Source organism: Pseudomonas migulae NBRC 103157 (assembly GCF_002091715.1).
Lineage (GTDB): Bacteria > Pseudomonadota > Gammaproteobacteria > Pseudomonadales > Pseudomonadaceae > Aquipseudomonas > Aquipseudomonas migulae_A.
In genome coordinates, this window is record NZ_BDAG01000013.1 from 21,439 (window position 1) to 36,213 (window position 14,775).

General features: G+C 60.9%; 15 protein-coding genes and 1 pseudogene. 12 read left to right on the forward strand and 4 right to left on the reverse strand.

Annotated elements, in window-relative coordinates:
• Positions 1-68: 68 nt before the first annotated feature.
• Positions 69-365 carry a hypothetical protein gene (locus PMI01S_RS12240; RefSeq protein WP_017341434.1) on the reverse strand — a complete coding sequence of 99 codons (297 nt, stop codon included), beginning with the start codon at positions 363-365 and terminating at the stop codon, positions 69-71.
• A 125-nt stretch (positions 366-490) separates the two neighbouring features.
• On the opposite strand from PMI01S_RS12240, the gene PMI01S_RS12245 reads away from it, so the two are divergent.
• Positions 491-1,150, forward strand: a complete 660-nt coding sequence (locus tag PMI01S_RS12245) for a glutathione S-transferase family protein (RefSeq protein ID WP_084320394.1) — start codon at positions 491-493, stop codon at positions 1,148-1,150.
• Positions 1,151-1,279: 129 nt separating this feature from the next.
• Here PMI01S_RS12245 and argH read toward each other — a convergent pair whose 3' ends face one another.
• Positions 1,280-2,674: an argininosuccinate lyase gene (gene argH, locus PMI01S_RS12250; protein ID WP_017341432.1), complete on the reverse strand. Its 1,395-nt coding sequence runs from the start codon at positions 2,672-2,674 to the stop codon at positions 1,280-1,282.
• Positions 2,675-2,916: 242 nt separating this feature from the next.
• On the opposite strand from argH, the pseudogene PMI01S_RS32400 reads away from it, so the two are divergent.
• The 8 genes and pseudogenes from PMI01S_RS32400 to PMI01S_RS12285 form a co-directional block, all read left to right on the forward strand.
• Positions 2,917-3,126, forward strand: a pseudogene (locus PMI01S_RS32400) (sensor histidine kinase); the annotation flags it as partial.
• On the forward strand, positions 3,123-3,869 hold the full coding sequence (locus PMI01S_RS12255; RefSeq protein ID WP_008024350.1) for a LytR/AlgR family response regulator transcription factor: 747 nt from the start codon (positions 3,123-3,125) through the stop codon (positions 3,867-3,869). The pseudogene PMI01S_RS32400 and the gene PMI01S_RS12255, both read left to right, overlap by 4 nt.
• A gap of 138 nt (positions 3,870-4,007) precedes the next feature.
• Positions 4,008-4,949 carry a hydroxymethylbilane synthase gene (gene hemC, locus PMI01S_RS12260; protein WP_084320244.1) on the forward strand — a complete coding sequence of 314 codons (942 nt, stop codon included), beginning with the start codon at positions 4,008-4,010 and terminating at the stop codon, positions 4,947-4,949.
• The gene (locus PMI01S_RS12265) at positions 4,946-5,713 is read left to right on the forward strand and encodes a uroporphyrinogen-III synthase (RefSeq protein WP_084320246.1); all 768 of its coding nucleotides are present in this window, start codon (positions 4,946-4,948) and stop codon (positions 5,711-5,713) included. Before hemC ends, PMI01S_RS12265 begins: the two co-directional genes overlap by 4 nt.
• A gap of 16 nt (positions 5,714-5,729) precedes the next feature.
• Positions 5,730-6,884 carry a uroporphyrinogen-III C-methyltransferase gene (locus PMI01S_RS12270; protein WP_084320248.1) on the forward strand — a complete coding sequence of 385 codons (1,155 nt, stop codon included), beginning with the start codon at positions 5,730-5,732 and terminating at the stop codon, positions 6,882-6,884.
• On the forward strand, positions 6,881-8,119 hold the full coding sequence (locus PMI01S_RS12275; protein ID WP_084320250.1) for a heme biosynthesis protein HemY: 1,239 nt from the start codon (positions 6,881-6,883) through the stop codon (positions 8,117-8,119). Before PMI01S_RS12270 ends, PMI01S_RS12275 begins: the two co-directional genes overlap by 4 nt.
• Before the next feature lie 330 nt (positions 8,120-8,449).
• Positions 8,450-9,001 carry a disulfide bond formation protein B gene (locus tag PMI01S_RS12280; RefSeq protein ID WP_084320251.1) on the forward strand — a complete coding sequence of 184 codons (552 nt, stop codon included), beginning with the start codon at positions 8,450-8,452 and terminating at the stop codon, positions 8,999-9,001.
• Positions 9,002-9,179: 178 nt separating this feature from the next.
• Positions 9,180-9,638: an Rsd/AlgQ family anti-sigma factor gene (locus PMI01S_RS12285; protein WP_007899333.1), complete on the forward strand. Its 459-nt coding sequence runs from the start codon at positions 9,180-9,182 to the stop codon at positions 9,636-9,638.
• 64 nt (positions 9,639-9,702) lie between these two features.
• Here PMI01S_RS12285 and PMI01S_RS12290 read toward each other — a convergent pair whose 3' ends face one another.
• Positions 9,703-10,368, reverse strand: a complete 666-nt coding sequence (locus PMI01S_RS12290; RefSeq protein ID WP_084320253.1) for an FKBP-type peptidyl-prolyl cis-trans isomerase — start codon at positions 10,366-10,368, stop codon at positions 9,703-9,705.
• A 192-nt stretch (positions 10,369-10,560) separates the two neighbouring features.
• Here PMI01S_RS12290 and PMI01S_RS12295 point away from each other — a divergent pair, with 192 nt between their 5' ends.
• Positions 10,561-11,763 carry an AlgP family protein gene (locus tag PMI01S_RS12295; RefSeq protein WP_084320255.1) on the forward strand — a complete coding sequence of 401 codons (1,203 nt, stop codon included), beginning with the start codon at positions 10,561-10,563 and terminating at the stop codon, positions 11,761-11,763.
• On the opposite strand, the gene PMI01S_RS12300 is transcribed toward PMI01S_RS12295, so the two are convergent.
• Positions 11,760-12,224, reverse strand: a complete 465-nt coding sequence (locus tag PMI01S_RS12300) for a TIGR02444 family protein (RefSeq protein ID WP_084320257.1) — start codon at positions 12,222-12,224, stop codon at positions 11,760-11,762. The genes PMI01S_RS12295 and PMI01S_RS12300 overlap by 4 nt on opposite strands.
• Before the next feature lie 50 nt (positions 12,225-12,274).
• On the opposite strand from PMI01S_RS12300, the gene PMI01S_RS12305 reads away from it, so the two are divergent.
• Entirely contained in the window at positions 12,275-14,185 is a 1,911-nt protein-coding gene (locus PMI01S_RS12305; RefSeq protein WP_084320259.1) for an ATP-binding cassette domain-containing protein, read from the forward strand.
• Positions 14,185-14,766, forward strand: coding sequence for a mechanosensitive ion channel family protein (locus tag PMI01S_RS12310; protein WP_084320260.1), 582 nt, complete (start codon positions 14,185-14,187; stop codon positions 14,764-14,766). The genes PMI01S_RS12305 and PMI01S_RS12310 overlap by 1 nt, the downstream gene beginning before the upstream one ends.
• The last annotated feature ends 9 nt before the right edge of the window (positions 14,767-14,775 follow it).

Below are 14,775 nucleotides of genomic sequence, written 5' to 3' on the forward strand. Positions count from 1 at the left end.
GCGATCACTGGTTTTAGGGCCGCTCCGCGACCCAACGGGGATAAATCCCCTCGCCACAGGTGTCGGGCTTATTTCTTTTCCGGCGGCAACTCTGGCAGCGCGCGCAGCGCCGCTTCGTACCATTCGGTGTTGAACGCGCGGTCTTCTTCGAGGATCGCGTCGATTTCCACCGCCAAAACGTGAGCCATCAGGTTGAGGATTTCTTCACGCTCGTAGCCCACCAGGGTCAACTTGTTGAAGGTCGCCTTGGCGGCAGGCGGATTGTCGCTTTCGATCTGGTTTTCGATGGCTTCGACCAGAGTGTTTTCGGCGAACTCTTCTTCGTCGATATCGTCCTGGTTGTTGTCGGGGGTTGGCTCGCTCATGGCAGGCTCCTCAAGGAAAGGCGGCCAGTTTACCTGCATTCAGCGCCATGATGCTGCTGGCGAGAAACGCCTTGGCATTCTATAAAGCAGGCACTGCCAACCCCGCACGGCCCGGAGGCTATGTGATGCTCAAGCTTTATGGATTTTCCGTCAGCAATTACTACAACATGGTGAAACTGGCGCTGCTGGAAAAAGGACTGCCGTTCGAGGAAGTGCCGTTTTATGCAGGTACAAGCCCTGAGGCGCTGGCCATCAGCCCGCGTGGCAAGGTGCCGGTGCTGGGTGTGGAGCAAGGTTTCGTCAACGAAACCGCCGTGATTCTCGAATACATCGAGCAAACACAAAAGGGTACACCGCTGTTGCCGAGCGATCCCTTCGAGCGGGCGCAGGCCCTGGCGCTGGCCAAGGAAATCGAGTTGTACATCGAACTGCCGGCTCGCGCCTGCTTCGGCGAAGCGTTTTTCGGCATGCCGGTGCCGGATGCGATCAAGGACAAGACCAAGACCGAGTTGCTGCTGGGTTTTGCCTCGCTTGGACGGCACGGCAAGTTTGCCCCTTATGTCGCGGGCGACAGCCTGAGCCTTGCAGATTTGTATTTCCTGTACAGCGTGCCGCTGGCCTGTGCCGTGGGGCAGAAGCTGTTCGGTATCGACCTGTTGGCGGATATGCCCGCGGCCAAGGCGCTACTGGAGCGTCTGGAGCGGAATCCGAACGCACAGCGGATTGCGGCGGACAAGGAAGCGGCGATGCCAGCGTTCATGGCGATGGTCGCGTCCAAGAAGTAGATTTGTAGCGTCCTTCAGGTCGCTTTCGCGAGCAAGCCCGCCCCCACATTGGATTGATGGTGAACACATACTTTGTGAACACCACATGCCCAGTGTGGGAGCGGGCTTGTTCGCGAAGCTTTTGGCGGCTTAACGGCTGGCGAGCAACGCCTGACCGCGAGCGACCGCCTTCTTGACCTGTGCCGGCGCAGTCCCGCCGATATGGTCACGGGCATTTACCGAACCTTCCAGGGTCAGCACGGCAAACACGTCCTGATCGATCTGGTCGCTGAATTTGCGCAGCTCTTCCAGGCTCATCTCCGCCAGGTCCTTGCCGCTTTCCACGCCGTACTTCACGGCATGGCCAACGATTTCGTGGCAGTCACGGAACGGCAGGCCGCGACGCACCAGGTAGTCCGCCAGGTCGGTGGCGGTAGAGAAACCGCGCAGGGCCGCTTCGCGCATCATCGCGTGCTTGGGTTTGATCGCCGGGATCATGTCGGCAAAGGCTCGTAGCGAATCGCGCAAGGTGTCGGCGGCGTCGAACAGCGGCTCTTTGTCTTCCTGATTGTCCTTGTTGTAGGCCAGTGGCTGGCCTTTCATCAGGGTCAGAAGGCCCATCAGCGCACCGAAGACTCGGCCGGTCTTGCCGCGCACCAGTTCTGGCACGTCCGGGTTTTTCTTTTGCGGCATGATCGAGCTGCCGGTGCAGAAGCGGTCCGGCAGATCGATGAACTGGAATTGCGCGCTGGTCCACAGCACCAGCTCTTCGGAAAAGCGCGACAAGTGCATCATCGCGATGCTCGCGGCCGAGCAGAACTCGATGGCGAAGTCACGATCGGACACGTTGTCCAGCGAGTTGCCGCCCACGGCGTCGAAGCCCAGCAGTTGTGCGGTGTACTCGCGGTCGATCGGGTAAGTGGTGCCTGCCAGCGCGGCGCTGCCCAAAGGCATGCGGTTGGTGCGCTTGCGGCAGTCGACCAGACGCTCGTAGTCGCGGCTGAGCATTTCGAACCAGGCCAGCATGTGGTGACCGAACGTCACCGGCTGCGCGGTTTGCAGGTGGGTGAAGCCCGGCATGATGCTGCCGGCTTCGCGCTCGGCCTGTTCCAGCAAGCCTTTTTGCAGGCGGGTGATTTCCGCCAGGATCAGGTCGATCTCGTCACGCAGCCACAGACGGATGTCGGTGGCGACCTGGTCGTTACGGCTGCGACCGGTGTGCAGCTTTTTACCGGTCACGCCGATGCGGTCGGTCAGGCGCGCTTCGATGTTCATGTGTACGTCTTCGAGGTCGATGCGCCAGTCGAACTGGCCGGCCTCGATTTCACCCTGGATGGTCTTCAGGCCATCGGTGATGCTGTCGCGCTCGGCATCGGTCAGCACGCCGACCTTGGCCAGCATGGTGGCGTGGGCGATCGAGCCCATGATGTCGTGGCGATACAGGCGCTGGTCGAAGGTGACGGAGGCGGTGAAGCGGGCGACGAAGGCGTCGACGGGTTCACTGAAGCGGCCGCCCCAGGACTGATTGGTCTTGTCAGTGCTCATGAATTCGCTCGTATCGGCTGAAGAAAGATGGCGTTGAAAGCTGTCGCGGATAATAACAGGGTTGCCAATCCTGTCGCTGACACTGGTCGACACGTTTTTTTCTCGTGCCCGGGCCTATGCTCGAAGCCAGCGAGGTCTGAATTGCGCAACGATATTTTTCAATTGAGTAATAACGTCCCGGCAACCGTCTACAGTTGGACAGTAGGACCAGCGCAATTTTCGGCGCTTCAGCGGACTAATAAGAAGAGGGGGTGTTCATATTGTGTATCAGCAAACCCTACGGCGATGCCTCGCCAACCGCCGATTGCCCGGCGAATAAAAATTTAGCAGTCGGACGGGCGGCACTTTTTGGCCTTCGCGCTAGTCTTAGCGTGGATCGCGGTGACGGACGTCACTCCACTTGTCTACGCTATCCTTGTGCGAGACTCACGCAGGAATCCAGCGCAATATGAATGTCCTGATCGTTGATGACGAACCCCTTGCCCGCGAGCGCCTGAGCCGAATGGTCGGCGAACTCGAGGGATACAGCGTCCTGGAGCCCAGCGCTACGAACGGCGAAGAAGCGTTGGCACTGATCGACAGCCACAAGCCGGATATCGTTTTGCTCGATATCCGCATGCCCGGCCTCGATGGCCTGCAAGTGGCTGCCCGATTGTGCGAACGTGAAACCCCGCCTGCCGTGGTGTTTTGCACAGGGCCCGATGAATTTGCCGTGGAAGCCTTACAGGCCAGCGCCGTAGGCTATCTGGTGAAACCTGTGCGTACAGAACAATTGCATGATGCGTTGAAAAAAGCCGAGCGACCCAATCGTGTCCAGCTTGCGGCTTTGACCCGTCCCGCCGCCGAAACCGGCAGCGGCCCGCGCAGCCATATCAGCGCGCGTACCCGTAAGGGTATTGAGCTGATCCCGTTGGGTCAGGTGGTCTACTTCATTGCTGACCATAAATACGTGACCTTGCGCCATGAAGGCGGCGAAGTGCTGCTGGATGAACCGCTCAAGGCCCTTGAAGATGAATTCGGTGACCGATTCGTGCGCATCCACCGCAACGCCCTGGTCGCTCGCGAACGCATCGAGCGCCTGCAACGCACGCCGCTGGGACACTTTCAGCTGTTTCTCAAAGGCCTGAACGGCGATGCCCTGATCGTCAGCCGACGCCATGTGGCGGGTGTGCGCAAAATGATGCAACAGCTTTAATTCGCCATCCGCAGGCGAATTTCTCACCCGATTGCCGGACATCCGGGGCCAGGGAGGCCAGGCAATACCTGATACAAGTCAAAGTGGATTTGACTGAGCTGTTATTATCCGCCGTATCTATTCAGTACGGATTGATCCATGTCCTCTCGCGAAATCCGCATCGCCACCCGCAAAAGTGCTCTCGCCCTGTGGCAGGCCGAATACGTCAAAGCCCGTCTTGAAGCGGCCCATCCGGGTTTGCTCGTGACACTGGTACCCATGGTCAGTCGCGGCGACAAGCTGCTGGACTCGCCGCTATCGAAAATCGGTGGCAAGGGCCTGTTCGTCAAGGAACTGGAAACCGCGCTGCTGGAGAACGAAGCCGACATCGCCGTGCATTCGATGAAAGACGTGCCGATGGACTTCCCCGAAGGCCTCGGCCTGTTCTGCATCTGCGAGCGAGAAGACCCGCGTGATGCATTCGTCTCCAATACCTACGCCAGCCTCGATGAACTGCCACAAGGCAGCATCGTCGGCACCTCCAGCCTGCGTCGACAGGCCCAGTTGTTGACCCGTCGCCCGGACCTGGAAATCCGTTTCCTGCGCGGCAACGTCAACACGCGCCTGGCCAAGCTTGATGCCGGTGAATACGACGCCATCATCCTCGCGGCTGCCGGCCTGATTCGCCTGGGCTTCGAAGAACGAATCACCTCGGCCATCAGCGTCGACGACAGCCTGCCGGCCGGTGGCCAGGGTGCCGTCGGTATCGAATGCCGCACCGCCGACACTGAAATCCACGCCTTGCTGGCACCTCTGCACCATCAGGACACCGCCACCCGCGTGACGGCCGAACGTGCGCTCAACAAACATCTGAATGGCGGTTGCCAGGTGCCGATCGCCTGCTACGCCGTGCTGGAAGGCGAGCAGATCTGGTTGCGCGGTCTGGTGGGCGATCCGAGCGGCGGCCTGCTGCTCAGCGCCGAGGCTCGTGCGCCGCGCAGCGATGCAGAAGCCTTGGGTGTGCAAGTGGCCGAAGACCTGCTGAATCAGGGCGCCAATGACATTCTGAAAGCGGTCTACGGCGAGGCAGGTCACGAGTGACGGGTTGGCGCCTGCTGCTGACCCGTCCCGCGGATGAGTCGGTGGCGCTGAGCGAGGTTTTGGCCGAAGCGGGGATTTTCAGCAGCCGTTTGCCGCTTTTGGAAATTGAAGCGATTCCCGCCTCTGACACAATGCGCGAGGTGATTCAGCATCTGGATCGGTACTGCGCGGTAATCGTGGTCAGCAAGCCGGCCGCCAGAATCGCGGTGGATCTGGTTAGTCAATATTGGCCGCAGCCACCCCGCCTGAAGTGGTTCAGCGTGGGCGCCGCGACTGCACAGATCCTCGATGATCACGGGTTGGACGCGAGTTTCCCGTCCGAAGGTGATGACAGTGAAGCCTTGCTGGAGCTTGCGTCGTTGCGTGAGGCTGTCGCACGACCCGATCCACGGGTGTTGATCATGCGGGGAGAGGGCGGCCGCGAGTTGCTCGCTGAGCGTTTGCGCGAGCTTGGTGCTAGTGTCGAGTATCTGGAGCTGTACCGCCGCGAACTGCCGCAGTACCCGCCAGCAGCACTGCCGGAGCGTATCAAGGCGGAACGCTTGAACGGGCTGGTGGTCAGCAGTGGACAGGGTTTTGAGCACCTGCACCAATTGGCCGGCGCTGCCTGGCCGCAATTGGCGCGGTTGCCGTTGTTTGTTCCAAGCCCCAGGGTCGCCGAGCTGGCACGTGCCGCCGGGGCCCAAACAGTTGTGGATTGTCGCGGCGCCAGTGCCGCGGCTTTGCTAACGGCGTTGCGGGAGCATCCCGAACCCGTTCTCTAATGCAAAGGATGGATACGTGAACGAAACAGCCTTGCCTAAAGATGACGTGAAGCCAGTGCTTGATGCGCCGGCTGAAGCTCCGGTTGAAACTGCGCCACCTGCTGTCGGGCAGCGCCGAGGCAACGGGCTGGCAATAGTCGCGTTGCTGTTGGGCGCCGCCGGTGTGGCGGTGGGCGGTTGGGGCGTCTGGCAGGTGCGTCACCTGCAAGCCAGCACGCAGCAGCAGTTGAGCCAGGTGCAGGCGCTGAACGATCAGGCGCAAAGTCTGAAGTTGAACGAACAGCGCCTGAGTGCACGGCTTGAGCAAATGCCTGCCGCTGAAGAGCTGGACGCTCGCAGTCGTCTGGTGATTCAACTGCAAGGCGATCAGCAGCGTTTGAATCAACGTCTGGAAACCGTCCTCGGCGCGAGTCGCAAGGACTGGCGTCTGGCCGAGGCCGAGCACTTGCTGCGTCTGGCCAGCCTGCGGCTTTCGGCGTTGCAGGACATCAGCAGCGCTCAGGCCCTGGTGCAGGGCGCCGACGAAATTCTTCGCGAACAGAACGACCCGGGTTCCTTTGCCGCACGCGAGCAAGTGGCGAAAACCCTGGTCGCCTTGCGCAGCACCGAACAGCCGGATCGCACCGGTCTTTTCCTGCGACTGGGTGCGCTGCGCGATCAGGTGATCAACCTCACCGAGCTGGCGCCCGAGTACAAGGACCGTGGCGAATCCCTGCTGGGCCTGACCGCCGATGGCGACGGCGCGAGCCGTTGGGCGCAGTGGTGGGATCAGATCTCGCGTTACATTCGCATCGATTTCAACGCCGATAAAAATGTGCGTCCGCTGCTTGCAGGCCAAAGCCTGAGTCAAGTGCGTCTGGCCCTGAGCCTGGCGCTGGAACAGGCGCAGTGGGCGGCACTCAACGGTCAGGCCGCGGTTTACACCCAGGCACTGGACGAGGCGCGGGACGTGCTCAAAGGCAACTTCAATCCGGACAACCCGCAGAGCAAAGTGATGCTTGAGCAGGTGGTCGAGCTGAGCAAGCAGCCGGTCACTGTCGTCACGCCAGACCTGACCGGCACGCTCAGCGCGGTTCAGGGCTATCTCGAGCGACGCAACGTCAACGCCGAGGACTCGATCAAACCGATGGCCAAGCCTGCCGCAAGCACTCAGCAGGAGGCCACGCCATGAAGCGTCTCTATGTGATCGTGTTTCTGGTCATCGCCGCTGCCGCCGCTCTGGGGTTGGCGATTGCCGAGCATTCCGGCTACGTGCTGATCGCTTACAAGAGCTTCCGTTTCGAATCGAGCCTGTGGGCGACTCTGGCCCTGGTGGCGGTGTTGTGGCTGGTGTTCTGGGGCATCAAGGCGTTGGTCGAACTGGTCACGACCTCCAGCGGCGTGGTCAATCCCTGGTCGCGGCGCAATCGCAGCCGTCGGGTTCAAGTGGCGATCGAACACGGTCAGCTGGACCTGGCCGAAGGTCGCTGGGCCAGCGCACAGCGTCATTTGCATCGCGCCGCCGAAGCCGAGCGCCAGCCATTGCTTTACTACCTCGGCGCTGCTCGCGCCGCCAACGAACAAGGCCACTACGAGGAAAGCGACAACTTGCTGGAGCGTGCGCTGGAACGCCAACCCCAGGCCGAGTTGGCGATCGCCTTGAGCCACGCTCAACTGCAGACCGATCGCGGCGACACCGACGGTGCCCTGGTGACCTTGCAGGCCATGCATGAGCGTCACCCTCATAACGTCCAGACCTTGCGCCAGTTGCAGCGTTTGCATCAGCAACGCGGTGACTGGTCCGCCGTGATTCGCCTGCTGCCGGAGCTGCGCAAGGACAAGGTGCTGCCGCCGGCCGAGCTGGCCGAACTGGAGCGCCGGGCCTGGGGGGAGAACCTGTCCCTGGCAGCGCGTCGGGAAGAAGACGGAACCGTCGGATTGCAATCGCTCAACCGCGCCTGGCAGCAACTCACCTCGGCGCAGCGCCAGGAACCGCAACTGGTATTGGCGTATGCCGAGCAGCTTCGACAAGTCGGTGCCCAGGTAGAGGCCGAAGAGGTTCTGCGAACGGCGCTCAAGCGTAACTACGACAGCCATCTGGCGCGCCTTTACGGACTGGTTCGTGGCAGTGATCCGGCACGTCAGCTGCAAACCGCCGAGGGTTGGCTGAAAAACCATCCGGCCGACCCGAGCCTGTTGCTGACACTGGGTCGCCTGTGTCTGCAAAACAGTCTGTGGGGCAAGGCCCGGGATTATCTGGAAAGCAGCCTGCGCGTGCAGCGCAACCCGGAAGCCTGTGCGGAGCTGGCGCGATTGCTGGCACAACTGGGTGACACCGAGCGCAGTAATCAGCTGTTTCAGGAAGGCCTCGGCCTCTTGGATGAACGCCTGTTGGCAGCGCCGTTGCCCGTTCCGGTTCACGCCTGATTGTGTGTGGCGACGGAGCTTGCCCCCGCTGGGCTGCTGCGCAGCAGCCCTGAACCGACACGCCCATTTATTCGTTTAAAACCCATCCACGATTCGACCGCTTTGCGGTCGAGCGGGGGCACGCCCACTCGCCACGCGTAAGCGATTTGTGGCGCTTTCCTACAATTGTCCAAGGTGATCGGCATAGTCCTACAGAGGGCTACCTCTGATCCTCTCGATTCTGTCGGGAATTCCCTACACTTCTGTTGAAGTGTCCCTGCTGACCCGTCTTGTAAGGCTGGCGCGCTTTCCTCTACCGTAACCACTTGTCTCTACTGGTACGGAAAAGCCATGTCGCTGGCCTGCTCACGCTCCTTGTTTTTCATGGTTTTCGTTGCCGGCGCCCTGGCCTTGGGCGTTTCCTATTACCTGGAATATGCGGTCGGCCTCCAGCCGTGCGGCATGTGCCTGATGCAGCGGATGTGTCTGGCGTTGCTCACGGGTGTCTGTCTGATGGCTTCGGTGCATGGGCCCGGCCGTTTTGGTTCTTCCCTGTATTGGCTACTGGGTTTGCTCTGCAGTCTGACGGGAACCGTGACAGCGTGGCGTCAGGTGTTGTTGCAAGGCGACCCACTGCAACAGCTGTCCACGTGTTCGCCCGATCTGGCCGACCTGTTCGCAAGCAATCCCTGGGTTTACGTTGTGCAGCAGATGTTCAACGGTACGGCGGACTGCGCCCGGATTTCATGGACGCTGTTCGATCTGAGCCTGCCGGAGTGGAGCCTGCTGTTCTTTGTCGCGATGACAATTCTCAGTGTTCAGCAACTGCTGCGCGTTGTCTGGATCGCTTGGCGGCGACCGCTCAGCGGCGAGTCGTCGCACCCTGCGCTGGCGGGCGATTAAACACTTGTATGAACTTTATCTCCTGCGTACCTTGAAGCCACAGTCGCGCGGGCATAATCTGGCCCGCACGTGTCATTGGAATTGTGTTGCTCGAATGACGCTCTGCCTGGCCGATTCTTGATCTTCAAGTGTGCGACAGGTGTAGGGCAGCATGACCCACAAGGGAAGAGAGATCACCATGCTCGAAAGTTGTCAGAATGCTCAGGAACGCTGGGGTGGAGTGCATCTGCTGATCGATCGCTGGTTGCAGGAGCGTCACGAACTGGTTCGGGCCTATGATGCTCTCGGCGCCAAGCCTGAGGCTCTGGGCGAGAACCGCAAGCCATTGCAGGAATTCTGCGGCGTGCTGGTCGATTACGTGTCTGCCGGGCACTTCGAGATCTACGAACAGCTGACGGGCGAAGCCAAGGCATTTGGCGACACTCGCGGCCTCGAGTTGGCCGAGACGATCTACCCGCGTATCGACGTCATCACCGAGAAGCTGCTCGCGTTCAATGACCTGTGCGATGCAGGCAAGTGCGTGGCAGAGAAATTCAAGGAACTGGGTGGCCTGTTGCACGAACGCTTCGAACTGGAAGACTGCCTGATCGAAGTGCTGCACACCGCTCACAAGGAAGAGGATTCGGTTCAAGCCTGAACCCCTTCCGGCAACACCCTTAAAAAACGGTGCGCTTATGCGCGCCGTTTTTCGTTTGCGCTGTTCAGCCGGTGGCACCGCGTAATTCGACTTCGAATACCAGCGGCGTGAATGGCTCGATCAAGTCGCCGGCACCGTCGGCGCCATAGGCCTGCGCCGATGGAATCACCAGCCGCCACTTCGCACCGACCGGCATGTTTTGCAGGGCGCTGCGCCATCCGCTGATCACACTGTCGAGACTGAACCACTGCGGCTGACTGTTCTGATCGAACACGGTACCGTCGGGCAGGCGACCGATGTACAGGACCTGGACCTTGCCATTCGGACCGGCTTTCGCGCCGGTACCTGGCACCAGCTCGGTCAGCAACACACCATCGGCCAGTTCGCGTACACCGGGTTTGGCTTTTTCCACCGCGAGAAAACGTTTCTCTTTTTCGAGGGCGACTTCGCTCTGCGGTGCGCTCTGTTGCAAAGCAACCTGCGCTTCATGCTCGGCCAGAATCTGTTCGATCTGCTCATCTTTCAGGGCTAGGGGTTGGCCTTGATAGGCTTGCTGCAATCCTTCGACCAGTGCCTGAAGTTGCAGGTCGGGAACCTCCTGGCGCAGGCGCTCACCGAGGCTTGCGCCCAGGCTGTACGCGAGATCGTGAGCTTCATTTGCCGTGGTTTTTTCGGCGGCCTGGGCCACGGAAAAAAACACGCACAGCGATAAAAAAAGGTAGCGCGACATCGGCACTCTCCGACCTGAGATGCGGCAGATTATGCCAGTGTGAATGCGTGCGACAGTGAACTTGTTTTACGCAAGCCCGGAAGATTTTCGATCCGTTGCAACGCAGCGCTTTCGATACTGTCAACATGCCCTAGCGGCGGTAGCAGCAGAGGTCTAGTATGAGCCGCACCCACGTCAGCCAGGAGGTAAACCATGTCGGCCACCAAGAAGCCTGTAAATACCCCGTTGCACTTACTCCAACAACTCTCGGGCAGCCTGCTCGAGCATTTGGAAACCGCTTGTTCACAAGCCTTGGCTGATGCTGAAAAACTGCTCGCCAAACTGGAAAAACAGCGAGGAAAAGCGCAGGAGAAATTGCACAAATCCCGCACCAAATTGCAGGACGCTGCGGCGGCCGGCAAGGCCAAGGCACAAGCCAAGGCGAAGGACGGAGTGAAGCAACTCGAAGACTTGCTCGACTCCCTCAAGGATCGTCAGTCCGAGACCCGCGCCTACATTCTGCAACTCAAGCGCGATGCTCAAGAAAGCCTGAAACTGGCCCAGGGCGTCGGTCGTGTACAAGAGGCTGTCGGCAAGGCGTTGTCCCTGCGTTCGGCCAAGCCTGCTGCGGCCCCCGCCAAGAAAGCCGCTGCCAAACCGGCTGCTGCAAAAGCACCGGCCAAACCTGCTGCCAAGGCGCCGGTGAAAGCTGCAGCAAAACCTGCCGCCAAGCCTGCGGCGAAAAAACCGGTCGCTGCCAGCGCTGCAAAACCGGCTGCTAAATCGGCCGCCGCCAAACCTGCCGCCAAGCCAGCCGCTGCCAAAACAGCCGCCGCTAAACCGGCTGCAAGAACCGCTGCCGCCAAACCTGCTGCGGCGAAAACTGCGGCTGCAAAACCGGCTGCAAAAACCGCCGCTGCCAAACCTGCTGCGGCGAAAACCGCGGCCGCTAAACCGGCTGCAAAAACCGCTGCTGCCAAACCTGCTGCGGCGAAAACTGCAGCTGCCAAACCAGCCGCTAAAACCGCCGCTGCGAAACCTGTTGCCAAGCCTGCTGCAAAACCAGTCGCGGCAAAGACCGCTGCCAAGCCAGCCGCGAAACCCGCTGCTAAACCGGCCGCAAAACCAGCTGCAAAAACGGCTGCTGCCAAGCCAGCCGCCGCCAAACCAGCGACAGCCGCAAAACCAGCCGCAGCCAAACCAGCTGCAGCCAAACCGGCGGCAAAACCAGCCGTGAAAAAACCGGCCGCCGTTGCCAAGCCAGCCCCGGCTCCTGCTGCCAAACCAGCGACGCCAGCGCCGACGCCATCCGCTTCGGCCGCTCCTGCACCAGCAGCCTCCACCTCGACAGCCACCACTGCGCCAACGCCAGTGGCACCGTCGAGCACAAGCATCACCCCAACCAGCGCTTCCTAAGTGCCGGTTGCCGCGACGCGCAGCTGATGCAGCGCGTCGCGGTCCGGGTGGGCGGCGTTCGCCGCCACACCCTCAAGCCAGGCCGATAAATCGGTCGCCTCATTCTGCGGCCAACTCTGCGCCGATCGCTCCAGTCGCAACAACAGATGCCGTTCGGCTTCCAGCTCCAGCGCTTTCACTTGTTCGCGTAACGCGTTCAGTTCCGCATCTCCAGTCGCGATGACTTTCCATTGCAGGCGCAAGGCGCGCAGCGGTCGAACGACATCCGTGTCCCAGGGTTCAGCCACGTTGCGAAGCTGCTGCAATCGTTGTTCGTTGCAGGCGATTCCTCGCTTCCCGAGCCACAGCCCACACAACAACAGGCACACATTCACCCCCGCCGACTGCAAGGTCAGGCATGCGGCTTCAACGCCAGGACGGGCGTAAGTGCCAAGGGAAAAGCTCCACAGGTCAGAGGACATAGTGCTACTCGCGCCAGTTGCGAGCGAAGCTGGTAGACTCCGCCGCCATTATGATTCGACTTCAGAACCTGACTTTACAGCGTGGCCCGCAACGTCTGCTAGAAGACGCCGAGCTGACCCTGCACGCCGGCCACAAAGCCGGCCTCATCGGTGCCAACGGCGCCGGCAAATCGAGCCTGTTCGCCTTGATTCGGGGCGAGCTGCACCCGGACTCGGGTGACTGCTTCCTGCCGGCCGACTGGCGTATCGCCCACATGCGCCAGGAAATCGAGACGCTCGAACGCCTGGCGGTCGACTACGTGCTCGATGGCGACCTGCGCCTGCGCGAGGTGCAACGTGACCTCGCCGCAGCCGAAGCGGCCCATGACGGTGCTGCTCAGGCCCGTCTGCACTCGGAACTCGACAGCGCCGACGGTTACACCGCCGATGCTCGCGCCCGCAAGCTGCTGGCTGGCCTGGGGTTCACCAACGAGCAGATGGATCGTCAGGTAGGAGATTTCTCTGGTGGCTGGCGGATGCGTCTGAACCTGGCGCAGGCATTGATGTGCCCCTCGGACCTGTTGCTGCTCGACGAACCGACCAACCACTTGGACCTCGACGCCATCATCTGGCTCGAAGAATGGCTGAAAAGCTATCCCGGCACCTTACTGCTGATTTCCCACGACCGGGATTTCCTCGATGCCGTGGTCGATCATGTGGCCCATGTCGATCAACGCAAGATCACGCTCTATCGCGGTGGTTACAGCGCTTTCGAACGCGCCCGTGCCGAACGTCTGGCCCAGCAGCAACAGGCCTACGAAAAGCAGCAGGCGCAACGTGCGCACATGGAAAGCTACATCGCCCGCTTCAAGGCCCAGGCGACCAAGGCCCGTCAGGCCCAGAGCCGGATCAAGGCGCTGGAGCGGATGGAAGAGTTGTCCGCCGCTCACGTCGATTCGCCGTTCGACTTCGTCTTCCGCGAGTCGACGAAGATTTCCAGCCCACTGATCGACCTGTCCGACGCCCGCCTGGGCTACGGCGACAAAGCCGTACTGGAGAAGGTCAAACTGCAACTGACGCCTGGCGCGCGCATCGGTTTGCTCGGCCCCAACGGTGCGGGTAAATCGACCCTGATCAAAAACCTCGCCGGCGAGCTCTCGCCGCTGGCCGGTCGACTGACCCGTGGCGAAAACACCGTCGTCGGTTACTTCGCCCAGCATCAGCTTGATTCCCTGGACTCGAAGGCCAGCCCGTTGCTGCACTTGCAGCGCCTGGCGCCGACCGAACGCGAGCAGACCCTGCGCGACTTCCTCGGCGGCTTCGACTTCCGCGGTGCGCGTATCGACGAGCCGGTACTGAATTTCTCCGGTGGCGAAAAAGCTCGCCTGGCCCTGGCGTTGATCGCCTGGGAGCGTCCGAACCTGCTGCTGCTCGACGAACCGACCAACCACCTGGACCTGGAAATGCGCCTGGCGCTGACCATGGCCCTGCAGGAATTCAGTGGTGCGGTGCTGGTGGTCTCCCACGATCGTCATTTGCTCAAAAGCACCACCGACAATTTTTATCTGGTGGCGGATGGCAAGGTCGAGGAGTTTGACGGTGACCTGGAAGACTACGCCCGTTGGCTGGTCGACTACCGTCAGCGCAATGCCCCGGTCAGCAACACGCCGGTCAATCCGGACAAGACTGACAAGAAGGCCCAGCGTCAGGCCGCCGCCGCATTGCGTCAGCAACTGGCGCCGCACAAGCGTGAGGCTGACAAGCTCGAAGCCGAACTCGGCAAGCTCCACGAGAAACTGGCGAAGATCGATACCAGCCTCGGTGACAGCGATATTTACGAGCCGGCGCGCAAGAACGACCTGCGTGATCTGCTGGCTGAACAAGCCAAGCTGAAGGTGCGCGAAGCCGAGTTGGAAGAAGCCTGGATGGAAGCGCTGGAATTGCTCGAAAGCATGCAGGCGGAGCTGGAGGCGCTGTCCTGATGGAAGCCTTCAAGCTGCCGTTGCCGGCGATGTGGGTCGAGCCGATCTGGCTGGTCGTGCAAATTCTGCTGATCCTGCTGGCCGGTTATATCGCTCAGCGCGTCGTCGCTAAATGCCTGACTCGATTGGGCGAGCGCTACCCGTTTCCGCCGCAGTTTCTGATGCCGCTTCGGGGCGGTTTGCGCTGGCTGATCATGGGCAGTGCACTGATTTTCGTGCTGGAGCGCCTGGGCGTGTCGGCGACTGTACTCTGGACCGCGTTGTCCGGTTTTGTCGCGGTGGCCGCGGTGGCGTTTTTCGCCATGTGGAGCGTGCTCTCCAATCTGCTCTGCGCGATCCTGATCTTTACCGTCGGCCCCTTCCGTATCGGTGACGTGGTCGAGTTGGTGGACACCACAGACAAGCCTGGCGTCAAAGGCCGGGTGGTGGCGATCAATCTGCTTTACACCACGCTGGTCGAAGCGGAAGAGCTTGGGACTGGCAGCGCGATGGTGCAGGTGCCTAATAGCCTGTTCTTCCAGCGCTCGGTTCGACGCTGGCGGGGTACGGATGTGTTTTCGTCCGGCGGGTTTGAGAAGTAAGCCTTCTGT

Excerpts from the sequence above, each read along its gene's own strand:
- PMI01S_RS12240 (WP_017341434.1), bottom strand. The coding sequence starts at position 365 with ATGAGCGAGCCAACCCCCGACAACAACCAGGACGATATCGACGAAGAA.
- PMI01S_RS12245 (WP_084320394.1), top strand. The coding sequence starts at position 491 with ATGCTCAAGCTTTATGGATTTTCCGTCAGCAATTACTACAACATGGTG.
- argH (WP_017341432.1), bottom strand. The coding sequence starts at position 2,674 with ATGAGCACTGACAAGACCAATCAGTCCTGGGGCGGCCGCTTCAGTGAA.
- PMI01S_RS12255 (WP_008024350.1), top strand. The coding sequence starts at position 3,123 with ATGAATGTCCTGATCGTTGATGACGAACCCCTTGCCCGCGAGCGCCTG.
- hemC (WP_084320244.1), top strand. The coding sequence starts at position 4,008 with ATGTCCTCTCGCGAAATCCGCATCGCCACCCGCAAAAGTGCTCTCGCC.
- PMI01S_RS12275 (WP_084320250.1), top strand. The coding sequence starts at position 6,881 with ATGAAGCGTCTCTATGTGATCGTGTTTCTGGTCATCGCCGCTGCCGCC.
- PMI01S_RS12280 (WP_084320251.1), top strand. The coding sequence starts at position 8,450 with ATGTCGCTGGCCTGCTCACGCTCCTTGTTTTTCATGGTTTTCGTTGCC.
- PMI01S_RS12285 (WP_007899333.1), top strand. The coding sequence starts at position 9,180 with ATGCTCGAAAGTTGTCAGAATGCTCAGGAACGCTGGGGTGGAGTGCAT.
- PMI01S_RS12290 (WP_084320253.1), bottom strand. The coding sequence starts at position 10,368 with ATGTCGCGCTACCTTTTTTTATCGCTGTGCGTGTTTTTTTCCGTGGCC.
- PMI01S_RS12295 (WP_084320255.1), top strand. The coding sequence starts at position 10,561 with ATGTCGGCCACCAAGAAGCCTGTAAATACCCCGTTGCACTTACTCCAA.
- PMI01S_RS12300 (WP_084320257.1), bottom strand. The coding sequence starts at position 12,224 with ATGTCCTCTGACCTGTGGAGCTTTTCCCTTGGCACTTACGCCCGTCCT.
- PMI01S_RS12305 (WP_084320259.1), top strand. The coding sequence starts at position 12,275 with ATGATTCGACTTCAGAACCTGACTTTACAGCGTGGCCCGCAACGTCTG.
- PMI01S_RS12310 (WP_084320260.1), top strand. The coding sequence starts at position 14,185 with ATGGAAGCCTTCAAGCTGCCGTTGCCGGCGATGTGGGTCGAGCCGATC.